Below are 16046 nucleotides of genomic sequence, written 5' to 3'. Positions count from 1 at the left end.
GGCCCCGCACCCCTGGGGCCCGGACCGGGTCCCCACACCCCGGGGCGGGCTGGAAACCAGCCCGCCCCGGGGCGCCTCCGGGGCCCTGCCGGACCAGGTCCGGGGCGGTGGCCGGGGAGGCCGAGGTACGGGTCCGGGCCCCCGGGCCCTGGTGCGGGGTCAGACCCGCACCGTCGCCAGCAGCTCGGCCACCAGCGCCGCGCCGCGGAGCGTGAGCACCGACTCGGGGTGGAACTGCACCCCCGCGAAGCCCGGCCCGCGCAGGGCGTGCACATCACCGCTCACCGGATCGCGGCTCACCTCGATCCGGTGCATCCCCAACTCCGCCTCCACCGAGGCGTCGCAGCGCGCGGTGAAGGTGTTGTAGAAGCCGACCACCTCCTGCCGCCCGAACAGGTCGATCCGCTCCTGCGCCCCCTGGAACGGCACGTCCTTGCGCACGATGTCCAGCCCCAGCTCCGCCGCGATCAGCTCGTGCCCCAGGCACACCCCCAGCAGGAAGCCGCGGCCCGGCACGCCGGAGGGAGCGGCGGTGGCCGGGCGGGCGGCGCTCCCGCGCAGCAACTCCGCCGTCAGCCCGCGCAGCAGCCGCATCTTCGGGTCCGCCGCGTCCCGCGGGTCACCCGGCCCCGGGCCCAGCACCACCGGCCCCGCATGGGCCAGCACCGCCTCGCGCAGCCCCGGCTCGTCGAAGCGCCGCACCGTCACGGCCAGCCCGCAGGTGCGCAGCACATGCGCCAGCATCGCGGTGAAGGTGTCCTCCCCGTCCACGACCAGCGCGTGCCCGGACCGCCCGGGGGTACGGTCCACCTCGGCCGGGGTCCGCATCCGCAGCCAGAACGGGGCCAGGTCGGCGCGCCGGGCGTCCAGCGCGGCCCGCACCCGCGGGTCCTCGGCCAGCCGGGGCGGCTGCCCGGCCGGGCGCGCGGGCGCGGCACCCACCCCCAGCGCGCCCAGCACCGCGGCCGCCTTGGCGTGGGTCTCGGCCACCTCGGCGCGCGGGTCGGAGTGCCGCACCAAGGTGGCGCCCACCGGCACCCGCAGCCCGCCGGCCCGGTCGATGTCGGCGGTGCGGATCGCGATGGGGGAGTCCAGGGTCTGCGCCCCGCCCGCGTCCCGGCCGATCAGTGCCAGCGCGCCCGCGTAGTAGCCGCGGCCGTCGGGCTCGTACCGCTCGATCACCCGGCAGGCGTTCTGCACCGGGGAGCCGGTCACGGTGGCCGCGAACATGGTCTCCCGCAGCACCTCCCGCACATCCAGCGAGGAGCGGCCGCGCAGCTCGTACTCGGTGTGCGCCAGGTGCGCCATCTCCTTGAGCCGGGGGCCGACCACCACCCCGCCCATGTCGCCCACCGTGCACATCATCTTCAGCTCTTCGTCCACCACCATGGACAGCTCCTCCACCTCCTTGCGGTCGTGCAGGAACTCCAGGAGCCCGGCCGCGTCCGCCCCCTCGCGGGGGTAGCGGTAGGTGCCGCTGATCGGGTTCATCACCACGGTGTTCCCGGACATCCGGACATGGACCTCGGGGCTGGCGCCGACCAGGGTCCGGTCGGCCAGGCACACCACGTAGGTCCAGTACGCCCCGCGCTCCCCGGTCAGCAGCCGCCGGAACAGCGCCAGCGCGTCGGCCCGGCCGAAGCCGTCGATCCGGCCGCGGAAGGTCCGGCGGATGACGAAGTTGGCGCCCTCGCCGGTACCGATCTCGTCCTCGATCACCCGCTGGACGATGCGCGCGTACTCCTCGTCGGACAGGTCGAAGCCGCCGTCCACCACCCGCACCGGATGCTTCGGCAGGGCCGCCAGGGCCTCGTCGAGCGGCAGCTCGCGGCGCTCCCGCGGCCGCAGTACGGACAGCGGGGCGCCGTCGTCCCGGACCCGGAAGCCGCGCTCGCGGATCTGCCGGAACGGGATCAGCGCCAGCGCGTCGCTGACCGCCCCGCCGGCCGGGGCGCCGGTGGGCAGCGGGATGTCGGCGAGCCGGTCCACTTCCAGGACCGGCCCGGCCAGTACCTCCACGACCTCCTGGGCCGGGTCCGCCGCGCCCGGGCGGCGGCGGTGCAGCAGGGCGAACGGTTCGTCGGAGGCGAGCAGCCCCCGCAGCACGGCGGCGGAGTCGGCGCCGGGTGCGGCGGTGGGGCCGGAGTCGGTGCGCATCGTCGGGTTCCTTCCGGGTGGGAGGAACGGCCCGCGCTGTCCGGTAACGCGCCGAAGGCCGCCCCTCGGGCGGCCTTCGCGTCGAATGTCAGTCGCGCGAACTGGGATGTGTCCCAGCTCGGAGAGCGTGGGGACAGGCCGCCGGATGAGCGGTCCACCACCAGTCCATGGTCAGTCGCGCGAACATGCCCGCACCATACTCCACGCGGACGGCGGCCGGGCGCGGCGTCCAGGTGCCGGACACCATTGCCCCGGTCGACTAGAGGCCTGGTCGATTATGGACTGGGTGTCTCACCTTGTGGGCGTCGGTCCGGGTGCCCGCCGGAACCCCGTAGTGTTGACAGCGTGACCGTGAACGCTGAAACCCACGCCGGTGGCCACACCTGGCGCTCCCTGCCCGCGGCGCAGCAGCCTGATTGGCCGGACTCCGAGGCTCTGCGCGATGTCATCGCCGAGCTCGAGTCCTATCCGCCTCTCGTCTTCGCCGGCGAGTGTGATCAGTTGCGCGCCCGGCTGGGTGCCGTGGCGCGAGGTGAGGCGTTCCTGCTCCAGGGCGGCGACTGTGCCGAGGCCTTCGACGCGGTGGGCGCCGACCAGATCCGCAACAAGCTCAAGACGCTGCTCCAGATGGGCGCGGTACTCACCTACGCCGGCTCCGTCCCGGTGGTCAAGGTGGGCCGGATCGCCGGCCAGTACAGCAAGCCGCGCTCCAAGCCGACCGAGACCCGGGACGGGGTCACCCTCCCCACCTACCGGGGCGACTCGGTCAACGGCTTCGAGTTCACCCCCGAGGCCCGGATCCCGGACCCGGAGCGGCTCAAGCGGATGTACCACGCCTCCGCGGCCACCTTGAACCTCGTCCGGGCCTTCACCACCGGTGGCTACGCCGACCTGCGGCAGGTGCACGCCTGGAACCAGGACTTCGTGAAGTCCTCGCCCTCCGGTCAGCGCTACGAGGCGCTGGCCCGCGAGATCGACCGGGCGCTGAATTTCATGAACGCCTGCGGGGTGGACCCGGAGGAGTTCAAGACCGTCGAGTTCTTCTCCTCGCACGAGGCGCTGATCCTGGACTACGAGTCGGCGCTGACCCGCACCGACTCGCGCACCGGCCGGCTGTACGACGTCTCCGCGCACATGGTGTGGATCGGCGAGCGCACCCGGCAGCTGGACGGCGCGCACATCGAGTTCGCCTCCCGGATCAGGAACCCGATCGGGGTGAAGCTCGGCCCGACCACCACCCCCGAGGACGCGCTGGCGCTGATCGACCGGCTGGACCCGGACCGCGAGCCGGGCCGCCTCACCTTCATCACCCGGATGGGCGCGGACAAGATCCGCGACCGGCTGCCGGAGCTGGTGGAGAAGGTCACCGCCTCCGGAGCGCGGGTCGTGTGGATCTGCGACCCGATGCACGGCAACACCTTCGAGGCGGCCTCCGGGCACAAGACCCGGCGCTTCGACGACGTGCTGGACGAGGTCAAGGGCTTCTTCGAGGTGCACAAGAGCCTGGGGACCCACCCGGGCGGCATCCATGTGGAGCTGACCGGCGACGATGTCACCGAGTGCGTGGGCGGCGGCGACGAGATCTTCGTCGACGACCTGCACCAGCGCTACGAGACCGCCTGCGACCCCCGGCTGAACCGCAGCCAGTCGCTCGACCTGGCCTTCCTGGTCGCGGAGATGTACCGGGACCAGTAGCGGGAGCCGGCGGCCGCGGCGGCGGGCGCCGGGCGAGCGTGGTGGGGCGCGGATCACAGCGATCCGCGCCCCTTTGCGCTGTTCCTCCGGAACCAGCCCAGGTAAGGTAAGGGTTACCTCACTGATCAAGGGACCGTCCGGGAGAAGCGCGTGTACGTCTGCTCATGCTTCGGCATCACCGAGGAGCAGGTGCGCGAGCACGCGGACGCCGGCGCCTGCACCCCCCGCCAGATCGCCGGCGCCTGCAAGGCCGGCACCGACTGCGGCTCCTGCGTCCGCCGGATCCAGGCACTGCTGGGGCGCGGCAGCTGCCCGCGCCGCGAGCTGCTGGACCGCGGCCGCCCGGCGGTCGTCGCGCTGGCCGCTGAGCCGGGCCCGGCCGCGACACCGGATTCGGAGACGACCGTCCCCCGGGCCGCCGCCGAGCCGGCGCCGGCCCCGGAGGCCGTCTCCCGGGCCGCCTGAGCCGTCCGGCCCCCGCGGATCAACTGTCCGGCTGCTCGATCTGCTGGGCGATGTAGAGCGCCTCGCCGAGCTTCTCGATCAGTCCCAGCTGGGTGTCGAGGTAGTCGATGTGCTGCTCCTCGTCGTCCAGGATGTCCTCGAAGATGTTCGCCGAGGTGATGTCGCCCTTGGACCGCATCACCTCGATGCCGCGCCGCAGCCGGTCGATCGCCTCCACCTCGACCTGCCGGTCGGCCTGGAACATCTCGGTGACCGTCTGCCCGACCCGGACGTGGAACAGCCGCTGGTAGTTGGGCAGCCCGTCCAGCAGCAGGATCCGGTCGGTGAGCGTCTCCGCGTGCTTCATCTCGTCGAAGGACTCGCGTCGGGTCTGCTCCGCGAGCTTGGTCCAGCCGAGGTGCTCCTGCATCTTGGCGTGCAGGAAGTACTGGTTGATCGCGGTCAGCTCGCCGGTGAGCTGCTCGTTCAGAAACTCGATGACCTCGGGGTCGCCCTGCATCGAAGGGCTCCTTCCCATGTCGGCGGGGTACGGCGGATGTGCGCGCATCCTCGCAATCGCGGCGGAGCCCGTCCAGTAAGTTCACGCTTAGTATGAATCGTCCGGATTTTCTTGGCTTCCGGGCCGCCGCCCGGTGGCTGACTCCCGCTGGTTCCCGGCTGGTCACGACCACCCCTCACGGTCTGACACCATGGAGCCATGGGTCAGTCGGAACGCCGCGAGGGGGAGCTCGCACAGCTGCCTCCCGGGCAGCGGCTGCAGCGCGGTTGGCCGGTCACGCACTACGGGCCGGTCCCGAAGTTCAAACCGGACCGGTGGGAGTTCCGGATCTTCGGCGCCACCGCCGACGGCGACAAGCACACCTGGACGCACGACGAGTTCACCGCGCTGCCCTACACCACCGTGGTGGCCGACCTGCACTGCGTCACCAAGTTCAGCATGCTGGGCGCGGAGTGGGGCGGCGTCGCGGCGCGCACCTTCCTGGAACTCGCCCCGCCCGCGCCGGAGACCACCCATGTGATGGTGTGGGCCGAGTACGGCTTCAGCGCCAACCTGCGGCTGGCGGACTTCGCCTCGGAGCGGACCATCCTCGCCACGCACAAGGACGGCGAGCAGCTCACCGCCGAGCACGGCTTCCCGGTGCGGCTGATCGTCCCGCACCTGTACGCCTGGAAGGGACCCAAGTGGGTCCGCGGCGTGGAGTACATGACCGCCGACCGCCGCGGCTTCTGGGAGGAGCGCGGCTACCACAACGTCGGTGACCCCTGGCGGGAGCAGCGCTACTCCTACCAGGAGGAACCGGGCGACGGCCCCGAACTCTAGCCGCCCGGCCCGGCTCCCTCCGGCCTTCCTTCCGGTCCGGGCCGCTTCGCCGATCCAGTGTGTCCGGGCCTGCGAGCCCCCCCGGTATGGACGGCCAGAGGCCGGCTCGGCGTCCGGCGGCCCCGCGGCCGTCAGAGGTCGCGCAGCGCCCGCAGCCGGGTCAGGTCCGCCGCGTAGTTGTCCTGCGGCCCCGGCGTCTCGATCACCAGCGGTACCCCCTCGGTCGCCGGATGCCGGAACAGCTCGGCGAACGGTTCGGCGCCGATGTGCCCGGCGCCGATGTTCTCGTGCCGGTCCTTGTGGGCGCCCACCACGTCCTTGGAGTCATTGGCGTGGATCAGCCGCAGCCGTCCCGGACCCACCACCGACACCAGTTCGTCCAGCATCTGCTTCATCCCGCCCGGGGCGGCCAGGTCGTGTCCGGCCGCGAAGGCATGGCAGGTGTCCAGGCAGACACCGAGCCGCGGGTGCCGGTCCAGCGCCTCGACATAGGGGCCCAGCTCATCCACCAGCGCACACAGCGAGGAGCCCTGCCCGGCGGTCGGCTCCAGCAGCAGCCAGGGATCGTCCTCGTGGTCGAGCTCGTCCAGCAGCGGCAGCACCCGCTCCCGCACCTGGGCGAGCGCCACCGCGCGCTCCCGCCCACCGGTGGCCGACCCGGTGTGCACCACCACACCCCGCGCCCCGATCGCCCGTCCCCGGCGCAGCGAGTGCCGCAGGGAGTCGCAGGACCGCTCCACCGTGGCCGGGGTGTGCGAGCCGAAGTTGATCAGGTACGGCGCATGGACATAGGCGGGGACGGACTCCTCGGCGCAGGCGGCGCGGAACATCTCGTCCTGGGCCGGGTTGCCCTCCGGGGTCGCCCAGCCGCGTGGATTGGCCACGAAGACCTGCACGGTCTCGGCGCCGATGGCGCGGGCGTAGGGCAGGCCGGTGGCGGCCAGACCGCCGGCCACCGGGACATGGGCGCCGATCGGATTGCGGACGCGCGGGGATGCGGTGGTACTCACCGTACCCAGAATGCCAGGGCCCGCGAGGCTTGGAGGGTGGCGGGTACCCCGGTGGCGCCTCCCCCAGCGAGGCCGGGGGAGGCGGGGCGGTGCGCGTCAGCGGGGTGCGGTCGGGGTCAGAAGACGCCGCCCTTGACCCTGATCGTGATCTTGCTGCCCTCGGGGGCCTTCTCGCCCGCGTCCACCGACTGCTCGCCCACGGTGTCGCCGCCGAACAGCAGCGGACGGTCCACGTCCACCTCGAAGCCCGCGTCCTCCAGCGTCTGCTTGGCGTCGTCGACGTTCTCGCCCACCACGTCCGGCACCTGCACCATCCGCGGGCCCTTGGACAGGGTGAGGGTGACGGTGTCGCCCTTGGCGGCCGTGGCGCCCTCCGAGGGGCGCTGCCTGGCGACCGAGCCGGCGTCCTCCTGGGAGAACACCCGGTCCCTGGCGACGGTCACCTTGAAGCCCGCCTCCTCCAGGGCCGAGGTGGCGTCCTCCGCCGACTCGCCGAGTACATCGGGGACGTCGATCGGCTCGCCCTTGCTGACCGTGAGGGTGACCGCGCTGTCCGGCCGGCGCTCGGTGCCGCTCCGGGGGTCGGTGGCGAGTACCCGGCCCTGCGGGGTCTCGCTGCTGTACTGCCGGCGCACCGCACCGACGGCCAGCCCGGCGTCCCTGATCTCGGCCTTGGCCTCGGCGAGCGGCATGCCGACCACATTGGGCATCGTGGTCCGCGGCGGCCCCTGGGACACCCGGATGGTGACCGTACCGTCGTTCCGGATCCGCTCGCCGACCCCCGGCTTGGCCCCGATGACCCGGCCCTTGGCGACCACGTCGCTGAACTCGTGGACCACCTTCACGCCCAGGCCCTTGTCCCGGAGCTTCTCCTCGGCCTTGGCCTGCGGCAGCCCGATCACCCCGGGGACCTGGGTGAACTGGCCGAAGCCGATGTACCAGACCCCGGTGCCCACGCCCAGCAGCAGCAGGACCGCGCCGATCAGCGTCAGCACCCGCCGGCGCGGCATCCGGTCGCGGCGGGACCGCCGGCCAGGGGCCGGCGGCTCGGGCGGCAGCTGCAGGCGGCTGGTCGGCACGGTCTCGCCGACCCCGTCCGACTCCGCCCCGGCCGCGGGCCTGGGCCGGGCGATCACGCTGGTGCGGTCCTCGGAACCGTCGTGCTCCCCGGAGCGGGCCCGCGGCGGCAGCAGGTCCAGTTGCTCCTCGTCGAGCTCGGCGCGGGCCGACCGGGCGAGCGCCAGCAGCTCCACCGCGTCGGCGGGGCGCTGCTCCGGGTCGCGGGCGGTGGCCGCCGCCACCAGCTCGTCCAGCTGCGGGGCGAGCCCGGGGGCCACCGTGGACGGCGGGGCGATGTCCTCGTGCAGGTGCTGGTAGAGGATCTGCGCCGGGGTGCCACCGGTGTGCGGCTTGGTCCCGGTCAGCATCTCGTAGGTGAGTACCCCGCAGGCGTAGATGTCCGCGCGGGTGTCCACGGTGCCGTGCTCGATCTGCTCGGGCGCCAGATAGGACACCGTGCCCATGATCGACTCGGTGTTGGTGCTGGTGGCCGCGTCCACCGCACGGGCCAGCCCGAAGTCGGCGACCTTGACCCGGCCGTCGTCCCCGATCAGCACGTTCTCCGGCTTCATGTCGCGGTGCACGAAGCCGGCCCGGTGCGCGGCGCCGAGCGCGGCGAGCACCGGCTCCAGGATGTCCAGCGCGGCGCGCGGCTGGAGGGCCCCGCGTTCGCGCAGCACGTCCCGCAGCGTGCAGCCGGCCACGTACTCCATCGCCAGGTACACGGCGGTGCCGTCGGCGCCCTGGTCGAAGACGCCCACCACATTGGGGTGGGCGAGTCTGGCCACCGACTTCGCCTCGCGGATGAAACGGTCCACGAAGGCGGTGTCGGCGGCCAGCGACGGGTGCATCACCTTGAGGGCGAGCACCCGGTCGAGACGGGTGTCGACGGCGCGGTAGACGGTGGCCATGCCGCCCACGGCGATGCGCGCCTCAACCCGGTAGCGGCCGTCGAGCACCTGCCCGACCAGGGGGTCGTCTCCCCGGCGCGAGCCGGAGGAAGCGTTCGGCAGGGTCGTATCCACAAGACGGCAGTCTACGAGCCGCCCGGGCCCCGTCCCGCCGTCGGCAGTCCGGCACACCGGACTGCAGCGGAACGGTGACACGGTGCGCCCGCCGGGTGCGGCGGGGGCCGGCCCGCACCCGGCCCCTCACTCCGTGAACGCGGGGCGCTCCGGGTCGAGGTCCGCCAGGCCGTCGGCGGGCGAGGAGGCGCGGGCGAAGTGCCGGCGCGGGATGCGGCCCGCCCGCCAGGCCAGCCGGCCCGCGGCCACCGCGTGCCGCATGGCCCGGGCCATCAGCACCGGCTGCTGGGCACGGGTGACCGCGGAGGCCAGCATCACCGCCGCGCAGCCCAGCTCCATGGCGAGCGCGGCGTCCGAGGCGGTGCCGGCGCCCGCGTCCAGGATCACCGGCACCCCGGCCCGTTCGGTGATCAGCTCGAAGTTGTGCGGATTGCGGATGCCCAGGCCGGAGCCGATGGGGGAGCCCAGCGGCATGATCGCGGCGCAGCCCGCGTCCTCCAGCCGCCGCGCCAGCACCGGGTCGTCGCTGGTGTACGGCAGCACCGTGAAGCCGTCGTCCACCAGGGTCTCGGCGGCGTCCAGCAGCTCCACCGGGTCGGGCAGCAGGGTCCGCTCGTCCGCGACCACCTCCAGCTTCACCCAGTCCGTGCCCAGCGCCTCCCGGGCCAGCCGGGCGGTCAGCACGGCCTCGGCGGCGGTGAAGCAGCCCGCGGTGTTCGGCAGGACCCGGATGCCGTGCCGGTCGAGCACCGAGAGCACCGAGCCCCGCACGGTCGGGTCGAGGCGGCGCATCGCCACGGTGGTCAGCTCGGTGCCGGAGGCCAGCAGCGCGCGCTCCATCACCTCCAGGCTGGGCGCCCCGCCGGTGCCCATGATCAGCCGGGAGCCGAAGGACGTCCCGGCGATGACGAGCGGGTCCTCCGCGGCCACCGGACCGCCGGCGGGCGTCGCGGGGGTGCCGGCGGACGGCGCTGGGGCGCTGGTTGACGCCGAAGAGGTGCCGGCGGGCGTCGTGGCGGTGCCGGCGGTTGCCGGGGCGGCGGAGGCCGAAGGGGTGTCGGGCATGTCGGTCAGCCTCCCTGGACCGCGGTGAGTACCTCGACCCGGTCGCCCTCGGCCAGCCGGGTGGCGGCCCACCGGCCGCGCGGGACCACGGTCTCGTTGACGGCGGCGGCCACCCCGCTGGTCGCCCGGGTGAGCTCGGCCACCAGCAGGTCGAGGGTGAGGCCCTCGGGGATCTCGCGGGGTTCGCCGTTGACGCTGACGGTCATGCGGGCTGCTCCTGGAGTACGGAAGAAGAGGTGAAGCGCTGCGGGGAGAACGGGCGGGCCGGCGCGGGGAGCTCACCGGTGGTGAGCGCCTCGGCCAGGATGTCGCCGGTGACCGGGGTGAGCAGCACCCCGTTGCGGTGGTGCCCGGTGGCCAGGTGGAGGCCGGGCAGTGCGGTGGGGCCGAGCAGCGGGGCGTTGTCCGGGGAGCCGGGGCGCAGCCCGGCGGCGGTCTCCACCAGCGGCAGCTCGGTGATGCCGGGCAGCAGCTCATGGGCGTCCCGCAGCAGCTCGTAGACGCCGCCGGCGGTCACCGTGGTGTCCCAGCCCGCCTCCTCGCTGGTGGCCCCGACCACCAGCTCGCCGTCCACCCGGGGCACCAGGTACAGCGGCCCGCCCCGTACCACCGCCCGTACCGTCCGGGACAGGAACGGGGCGTACGCCGGCGGCACCCGCAGCCGCAGCACCTGGCCCTTGACCGGGCGGACCGGCGGCCGGACCGCGTCCGGGAGGCCCTCCAGCAGCCCACTGGCGCTGCCCGCGGCCAGCACCGTCTGCCCGGCCGAGACCCGGCCGGCGGCCCCGCCCAGCTCGGCCCCGACCGCCCGGTCGCCGCGCACCAGCAGCCGCTCGGCCCGGGCGGGCAGCAGCGCGACCCCGGCGCGGCGGCAGGCGGCCAGCAGGGCGGTGGCCAACCGCCGCGGGTCGGTCTGGTGGTCGCCGTCCACCCGCAGCCCGCCGCGCACCCCGGGGGCCAGCATCGGCTCCAGCCGCCGGCACTCCCGCCCGCTCAGCCACTCCGCGTCCAGGCCGCAGCGCTGCTGGAGCGCGTGGAGCTCGCGGAGCTGGGCGCGGTCGTCGGCGTCCAGCGCCACCGCCAGCGTGCCGCAGGTGCGCAGTGCGATGTGTCGGCCGGTGGCCTCCTCCAGCTCGGCCGCGAACGCCGGATAGCGGGCCGCGGAGGCCAGGTTGAGCCGCAGCAGGGCTTCCTCACCGTGGTGCAGTTCGGTGACCGCCGCCAGCATCCCGGCCGCCACCCGGGCGGCGCCCTGTCCGGGCGCCGGATCGGCCACCGCGACGGACAGCCCCCGCTGGGCCGCCCGCCAGGCCGTGACCAGGCCGATGACTCCGCCGCCGACCACCAGGACGTCGTACGGCTCGCGCGTCGCGTGCATGGGCGCTCGGCCCCTCCCTTCGCCGGCATGACCCGGATCAGGTTCGTACGGTCGGAGGCCGCGACAGCCTCCCTCTCAGCCCGGTGCGCCGGGCTCCCGCGAGTGCTCTGTGGCCGTCACCCTAGTACGCCCCGCGAACGGCTCGGAAGGCCGCACCCCCGCACCCGGCAGCTGACGCTGTGCCAGAGATCTCACCCCGGTGCGGCCGCCGCGCCGCCCCCGCGACCTACAGTGATCAGGTGACCGATGGGCTGAGTCAGCGGAACGGGGACGGCGCGGGCGGCACCGAGCACGGGCGGGTGGTCGTGGCCGGCGCCGGTATGGCCGGCGTGCAGACCGCCGTCGCCCTGCGCGAGGAGGGCTGGTCGGGCGGCATCACGCTGGTGGGGGCCGAACCCCACCGGCCCTACGACCGGCCACCGCTGTCCAAGGCGGTGCTGCTGGGCACGAGCGATGACGGCGCGGCCACCCTCGACGTGGACTTCGCCTCCCTCGACGTGGACCTCCGGCTGGGCCGCCGGGCCACCGGCGTGGACACCCGGCGGCGGCTGCTGCTGACCGACGAGGGAGCCGAGCCCTACGACCACCTGGTGATCGCCACCGGCGCCGACCCCGTGCGGCTGCCGGGCGCCGAGCCCACCGCGCCCGGGGCCGGCGCCCCGGCGGTGCATCTGCTGCGCACCCTCGACGACGCCCTGCGGCTGCGATCGGTGCTGGCCGAGCGGCGCGACATCGTGGTGGTGGGCGCCGGCTGGATCGGCGCCGAGTTCGCCACCGCGGCGCGCGAGGCGGGCTGCACGGTGACCGTGCTGGAGGCGGCCGACCGGCCGCTGGCCGGCGCGCTGCCGGCCGAGGTCACGGCCCCGATGGCGGACTGGTACCGGGACAGCGGCACCGAACTGGTCACCGGGGCGCGGGTGCTCGGGGTGGAGGAGGGCGGGGTGCGGTTCACCTCGGGTGCTCCGTCCGGCCCGGAGCGGCATCCGGCCGGCACCCTGCTGCCGGCCGGCGCGGTGCTCGTCGGCATCGGCGCCCGGCCGGCCACCGGCTGGCTCGCCGGGTCCGGCATCGAACTGGCCGAGGACGGGTCGGTACGGGCCGACCAGTGGCTGCGCGCCTCCGCGCCCGAGGTCTACGCGGTCGGCGACTGCGCCTCCTTCCCGTCCGCCCGCTACGGCCGACGGCTGCTCGTCCACCACTGGGACAACGCGCTGCAGGGCCCGCGCACCGTCGCCGCCAACCTGGTCGGCTCCCGGTCCCCGCACTTCACCGGGGTGGTGTACGACCCGGTGCCCTACTTCTGGTCCGAGCAGTTCGGCCGGTTCGTGCAGTACGCGGGCGACCACGCCGGCGCCGACGAGCTGATCCGGCGCGGCGACCCCGGCGGTGCCGCCTGGACGGTGTGCTGGCTGCGGGAGGGCGTGCTGGTCGCCCTGCTGGCGGTCGGCCGGCCGCGGGACCTGGCACAGGGCCGCAAGCTCATCGAGCGCGGCGCGGTGATCGACCGGGAACTCGCGGCGGACGCCGCCGTACCGCTGAAGAACGCGGCGCGCTGAGCGGCGGCCGCGCACCCGGGCTTGGTGACTCCTTGGGGCGTGGAGCGCTCGCCGAGTGTCAGTCCTGGATGGCAGGCTTGGTCCCGTGACCGAGATTGACGCAAAGATCGATGCTCTCGTGCCCTCCTGGCTCACCCTTCCCGATGTCGCCGAGCGACTCGACGTCGAGGTGACCCGGGTCCGGCAGCTGGTGAAGGAGGGCCAGCTGATCGCCGTGCGGCGCGGCGAGAATCGTGTCCTCCAGGTGCCGGCCGAGTTCATCGGCGACGCCAAGGTGGTCAAGGGCCTCGCCGGGACCCTGACCCTCCTGAAGGACGACGGCTTCAGCGACGAAGAGATGCTGGAGTGGCTGTTCACCCCCGACCCGACCCTGCCGGGCACCCCCGCCCAGGCCCTGCGCGAGAATCGCGGCACGGAGGTGAAGCGCCGCGCCCAGGCGCTGGCCGTCTGAGACCGGGCGGTGACGCCGGCGTCCGCGCCGGTGTGTGCCGCCCACCGTGAAACCGCACGCACGGCGTACGGGCCGACCCGGCCCGTACGCCGCCCATCCCGGGGGGTACCCACGCATGACCGCGGCCATGGTCGTCGCCACCACCGCTGACACCGCACGGCGCCGACTCGCCGACGCCCGGCTCTATCTGTGCACCGACGCCCGCAAGCGCCAGGGCGACCTGCCGGAGTTCCTGGACGCGGTGCTGGCCGGCGGGGTGGACATCGTGCAGCTGCGCGACAAGGGCATGGAGGCCGGCGAGGAGCTGGAGCACCTCGCGGTGTTCGCGGACGCCTGCCGCCGCCACGGCGCGCTGCTCGCCGTCAACGACCGGGCGGATGTCGCCCACGCCGCCGGGTCCGCCGTGCTGCACCTGGGACAGGGCGACCTGCCGGTCCCCGCCGCCCGCGCCATCCTCGGCTCGGAGGTCCTGATCGGACGGTCCACCCACGCCGAGTCCGAGGTCGACGCGGCGATCGCCGAGGCCGGGGTGGACTACTTCTGCACCGGCCCCTGCTGGCCCACCCCCACCAAGCCGGGCCGGCCCGCGCCGGGCCTGGACCTGGTGCGGTACACCGCGGCGCTGGCCCCGGCCAGGCCCTGGTTCGCCATCGGCGGCATCGACGCCGGCAATCTGGACCAGGTGCTGGAGGCGGGCGCCCGCCGAGTGGTGGTGGTACGCGCCATCACCGAGGCGGACGACCCGGGTGCGGCCGCCGCGGACCTGGCCACCCGTGTACGGAGCGCCGCGGACCGCGGCTGACCGGAGCCGACCGCGCCCCCACGCCCGTTGTGTGACGGCAGTATGTCCGCAGTACGGACAACGGCCCGACGAATCGGATATTTCACCTCGCCGGCTGGGCCTGCGCGACGCCGCTGGTTAACCTGCCCGTATGGCCCTTGGTACCGCTTCCACCAGGACTGACCGCGCACGCACCGTGCGCGAGCTGCTCGCCTCCGGTGAGCGCTCCTACTCGTTCGAGTTCGCCGCGCCGAAGACCGAGAAGGGCGAGCGGACCCTGTGGAACGCCATTCGCCGCATCGAGGCGGTCGCGCCCACCTTCGTCTCGGTGACCTACGGGGCGGGCGGATCCTCCCGGGAGGGCACGGTCCGCGCCACCGAGCGCATCGCCACCGACACCACCCTCACCCCGGTGGCCCATCTGACCGCCGTCAACCACTCGCTGGCCGAACTGCGGAACGTCATCGGCCAGTACGCCGACGCCGGGATCCGGAACATGCTCGCCATCCGCGGCGATCCGCCCGGCGACCCGATGGGCGAGTGGGTGCGCCACCCGGAGGGCGTGCGCTACGCGGCCGAGCTGGTCCAGCTGATCAAGGAGTCCGGAGACTTCTGCGTCGGGGTCGCGGCCTTCCCGGAGATGCATCCGCGGTCCACCGACTGGGAGACCGACGTGGGGCACTTCGTCAACAAGTGCCGAGTCGGCGCCGACTTCGCGATCACCCAGATGTTCTTCTACCCGGAGGACTATCTGCGGCTGCGGGACCGGGTCGAGGCGGCCGGCTGCGACACGCCGATCATCCCCGAGATCATGCCGGTGACCAACGTCCGGCAGATCGAACGGTTCGCCAAGCTCAGCAACGCCGCCTTCCCCCCGGACCTCGCCGAGCGCATCCTCGCGGTGCAAGACGACCCGGCGGCGGTACGCTCGGTCGGAATCGACTACGCCACGGATCTGTGCGCGCGGTTGATGGCCGAGGAGATCCCCGGGCTGCACTTCATCACCCTGAACCACTCCACGGCGACCCTGGAAATCTACGAGAATCTCGGGCTGCACCAGCGGTCCGGATGACGGCGGACAGCCCGCGTCCGCCGTACGGGAGGGGCGCGCATGGGCTGGACAGTCCTCTACATCGCCTTCGGCATCGTGGCCTTGTGGCTGCTCGGCGAGGTGCTGCTGCAGCACAAGGCACGGTTGCGCTGGCGGTTGCTGGCCTTCGCGGGGTTCCTCGGCGTGGTGGTCGGCGTGGTGCTGCCGTCCGTGATCGTCATCGGACTCGGAGGCGCGGCCTTCGCCGTCGGCCAGACCTATGTGACGCTGTCCTTCCGGCAGGGTTTCACGGCGGGTTGGGCCCTGAAGACCGGGACCGGACGGATCCCCACCAGGCGCCGGGCCGCGCCCCCGGCCGCCGAGCCCGCGCCGGAGGACCTCGGCGCCATGGCGGCCCCGGCCGCCCCTGCCGCGCCGCCCTCGACGCCCGCGGAGGCCGCCCCGGCGGGCGCCGAACCACCGCTGCCCCAGGAGCCGCCGCTGCCCACCTACCGCCCGGAGCCGATGCCCGACGACACGGGCGGCTACGCGGCCTACCGTGACCCGGCGCCTGCCCCGCAGCCCGAGCAGCCGCAGCACGACTACCCCCAGCAGGACTACCCCTCGCCGGACTACCCCCACCAGGACCTTCCCCAGCCCGGCTACTCCCCGTACGACACCGAGCAGCCCGCCTACGGCTACGGCGAGTACCCCGACTACGGGGCCGCCGCCCCGGCAGCCGCGGCCGCGAACGCCCAGCCCCCGCAGAGCGGCGGCCAGGACTACGCCGACCCCTCGGCGGCCTACGGCTACGGCGGCGACCCCGGCGCGTACCAGGGCTACGCCGAGCCCTACGCGGACCCCTACGCCCAGGCGCAGCAGCAGGCGTACGCACCCTATGAGCAGCCGTACGACCCGTATCCGCAGCAGCAGTACGCCCCGGAGGCCGGATACGCGCCCGACGCCTACCCGGCCCAGGACCCGTACGCCGCCCAGGCCTACCCCGCCGATCCGAGCGCGACCCCACCGGAGAACGCCTGGGTGCCCCAGCAG

At 74.0% G+C, this 16046-nt stretch carries 16 protein-coding genes and 1 riboswitch; of the genes, 8 read left to right on the top strand and 8 right to left on the bottom strand.

Annotated features, from left to right (window positions below):
* Positions 1-159: 159 nt before the first annotated feature.
* Together E4099_RS16315 and E4099_RS35200 are read right to left on the bottom strand one after the other, a co-directional pair.
* Positions 160-2157 (bottom strand): anthranilate synthase family protein, encoded by a 1998-nt coding sequence (locus E4099_RS16315; RefSeq protein WP_135339790.1) that lies wholly within the window; start codon positions 2155-2157, stop codon positions 160-162.
* 88 nt (positions 2158-2245) lie between these two features.
* Positions 2246-2344: a trp operon leader peptide gene (locus tag E4099_RS35200; RefSeq protein WP_167828399.1), complete on the bottom strand. Its 99-nt coding sequence runs from the start codon at positions 2342-2344 to the stop codon at positions 2246-2248.
* Positions 2345-2502: 158 nt separating this feature from the next.
* Between E4099_RS35200 and E4099_RS16305 the strand changes: the two genes are divergently transcribed.
* Complete coding sequence (locus E4099_RS16305) at positions 2503-3852, top strand: class II 3-deoxy-7-phosphoheptulonate synthase (RefSeq protein ID WP_135339788.1); 1350 nt, start codon at positions 2503-2505, stop codon at positions 3850-3852.
* A gap of 150 nt (positions 3853-4002) precedes the next feature.
* Positions 4003-4317 carry a (2Fe-2S)-binding protein gene (locus E4099_RS16300; protein ID WP_135339787.1) on the top strand — a complete coding sequence of 105 codons (315 nt, stop codon included), beginning with the start codon at positions 4003-4005 and terminating at the stop codon, positions 4315-4317.
* 19 nt (positions 4318-4336) lie between these two features.
* On the opposite strand, the gene bfr is transcribed toward E4099_RS16300, so the two are convergent.
* Positions 4337-4816: a bacterioferritin gene (gene bfr / locus E4099_RS16295; RefSeq protein WP_135339786.1), complete on the bottom strand. Its 480-nt coding sequence runs from the start codon at positions 4814-4816 to the stop codon at positions 4337-4339.
* Between the two features lie 198 nt (positions 4817-5014).
* On the opposite strand from bfr, the gene E4099_RS16290 reads away from it, so the two are divergent.
* Entirely contained in the window at positions 5015-5638 is a 624-nt protein-coding gene (locus E4099_RS16290) for a sulfite oxidase-like oxidoreductase (RefSeq protein WP_135339785.1), read from the top strand.
* A 131-nt stretch (positions 5639-5769) separates the two neighbouring features.
* Here E4099_RS16290 and E4099_RS16285 read toward each other — a convergent pair whose 3' ends face one another.
* The 5 genes from E4099_RS16285 to thiO form a co-directional block, all read right to left on the bottom strand.
* Positions 5770-6648, bottom strand: a complete 879-nt coding sequence (locus E4099_RS16285) for a deoxyribonuclease IV (RefSeq protein WP_135339784.1) — start codon at positions 6646-6648, stop codon at positions 5770-5772.
* Positions 6649-6764: 116 nt separating this feature from the next.
* Entirely contained in the window at positions 6765-8732 is a 1968-nt protein-coding gene (gene pknB, locus E4099_RS16280) for a Stk1 family PASTA domain-containing Ser/Thr kinase (protein WP_386388750.1), read from the bottom strand.
* 126 nt (positions 8733-8858) lie between these two features.
* Positions 8859-9605 (bottom strand): thiazole synthase, encoded by a 747-nt coding sequence (locus E4099_RS16275; RefSeq protein WP_245244898.1) that lies wholly within the window; start codon positions 9603-9605, stop codon positions 8859-8861.
* A gap of 197 nt (positions 9606-9802) precedes the next feature.
* Positions 9803-10003 (bottom strand): sulfur carrier protein ThiS, encoded by a 201-nt coding sequence (gene thiS / locus E4099_RS16265; protein ID WP_135339783.1) that lies wholly within the window; start codon positions 10001-10003, stop codon positions 9803-9805.
* Entirely contained in the window at positions 10000-11175 is a 1176-nt protein-coding gene (gene thiO, locus E4099_RS16260) for a glycine oxidase ThiO (protein ID WP_135339782.1), read from the bottom strand. The genes thiS and thiO overlap by 4 nt, the downstream gene beginning before the upstream one ends.
* Positions 11173-11285, bottom strand: a riboswitch (TPP riboswitch). (Overlaps the previous gene by 3 nt.)
* Positions 11286-11426: 141 nt before the next feature.
* Between thiO and E4099_RS16255 the strand changes: the two genes are divergently transcribed.
* The 5 genes from E4099_RS16255 to E4099_RS33010 form a co-directional block, all read left to right on the top strand.
* Positions 11427-12731 carry an NAD(P)/FAD-dependent oxidoreductase gene (locus E4099_RS16255; protein ID WP_386388825.1) on the top strand — a complete coding sequence of 435 codons (1305 nt, stop codon included), beginning with the start codon at positions 11427-11429 and terminating at the stop codon, positions 12729-12731.
* Between the two features lie 85 nt (positions 12732-12816).
* Positions 12817-13182 (top strand): Rv2175c family DNA-binding protein, encoded by a 366-nt coding sequence (locus E4099_RS16250; protein WP_135339781.1) that lies wholly within the window; start codon positions 12817-12819, stop codon positions 13180-13182.
* Positions 13183-13297: 115 nt separating this feature from the next.
* Complete coding sequence (gene thiE, locus E4099_RS16245; RefSeq protein WP_245244896.1) at positions 13298-13984, top strand: thiamine phosphate synthase; 687 nt, start codon at positions 13298-13300, stop codon at positions 13982-13984.
* Between the two features lie 130 nt (positions 13985-14114).
* Positions 14115-15035 (top strand): methylenetetrahydrofolate reductase [NAD(P)H], encoded by a 921-nt coding sequence (gene metF, locus E4099_RS16240; RefSeq protein WP_135339780.1) that lies wholly within the window; start codon positions 14115-14117, stop codon positions 15033-15035.
* 39 nt (positions 15036-15074) lie between these two features.
* Positions 15075-16046, top strand: a 972-nt coding sequence (locus tag E4099_RS33010; protein WP_209446634.1) for a hypothetical protein, incomplete at its 3' end; no start/stop codon positions are given.

Source organism: Streptomyces palmae (assembly GCF_004684805.1).
Taxonomy (GTDB): domain Bacteria; phylum Actinomycetota; class Actinomycetes; order Streptomycetales; family Streptomycetaceae; genus Streptomyces; species Streptomyces palmae.
The sequence above is the reverse complement of the archived record's forward strand: the minus strand, read 5'-3'. Positions and strand labels throughout refer to the sequence as shown.

Bases quoted from the DNA above. Each gene is read 5' to 3' on its own strand.
- metF (WP_135339780.1), top strand. From the start codon at position 14,115: ATGGCCCTTGGTACCGCTTCCACCAGGACTGACCGCGCACGCACCGTG.
- thiO (WP_135339782.1), bottom strand. From the start codon at position 11,175: ATGCACGCGACGCGCGAGCCGTACGACGTCCTGGTGGTCGGCGGCGGA.
- E4099_RS16315 (WP_135339790.1), bottom strand. From the start codon at position 2,157: ATGCGCACCGACTCCGGCCCCACCGCCGCACCCGGCGCCGACTCCGCC.
- E4099_RS35200 (WP_167828399.1), bottom strand. From the start codon at position 2,344: ATGTTCGCGCGACTGACCATGGACTGGTGGTGGACCGCTCATCCGGCG.
- E4099_RS16290 (WP_135339785.1), top strand. From the start codon at position 5,015: ATGGGTCAGTCGGAACGCCGCGAGGGGGAGCTCGCACAGCTGCCTCCC.
- thiS (WP_135339783.1), bottom strand. From the start codon at position 10,003: ATGACCGTCAGCGTCAACGGCGAACCCCGCGAGATCCCCGAGGGCCTC.
- E4099_RS16275 (WP_245244898.1), bottom strand. From the start codon at position 9,605: ATGGGCACCGGCGGGGCGCCCAGCCTGGAGGTGATGGAGCGCGCGCTG.
- bfr (WP_135339786.1), bottom strand. From the start codon at position 4,816: ATGCAGGGCGACCCCGAGGTCATCGAGTTTCTGAACGAGCAGCTCACC.
- thiE (WP_245244896.1), top strand. From the start codon at position 13,298: ATGACCGCGGCCATGGTCGTCGCCACCACCGCTGACACCGCACGGCGC.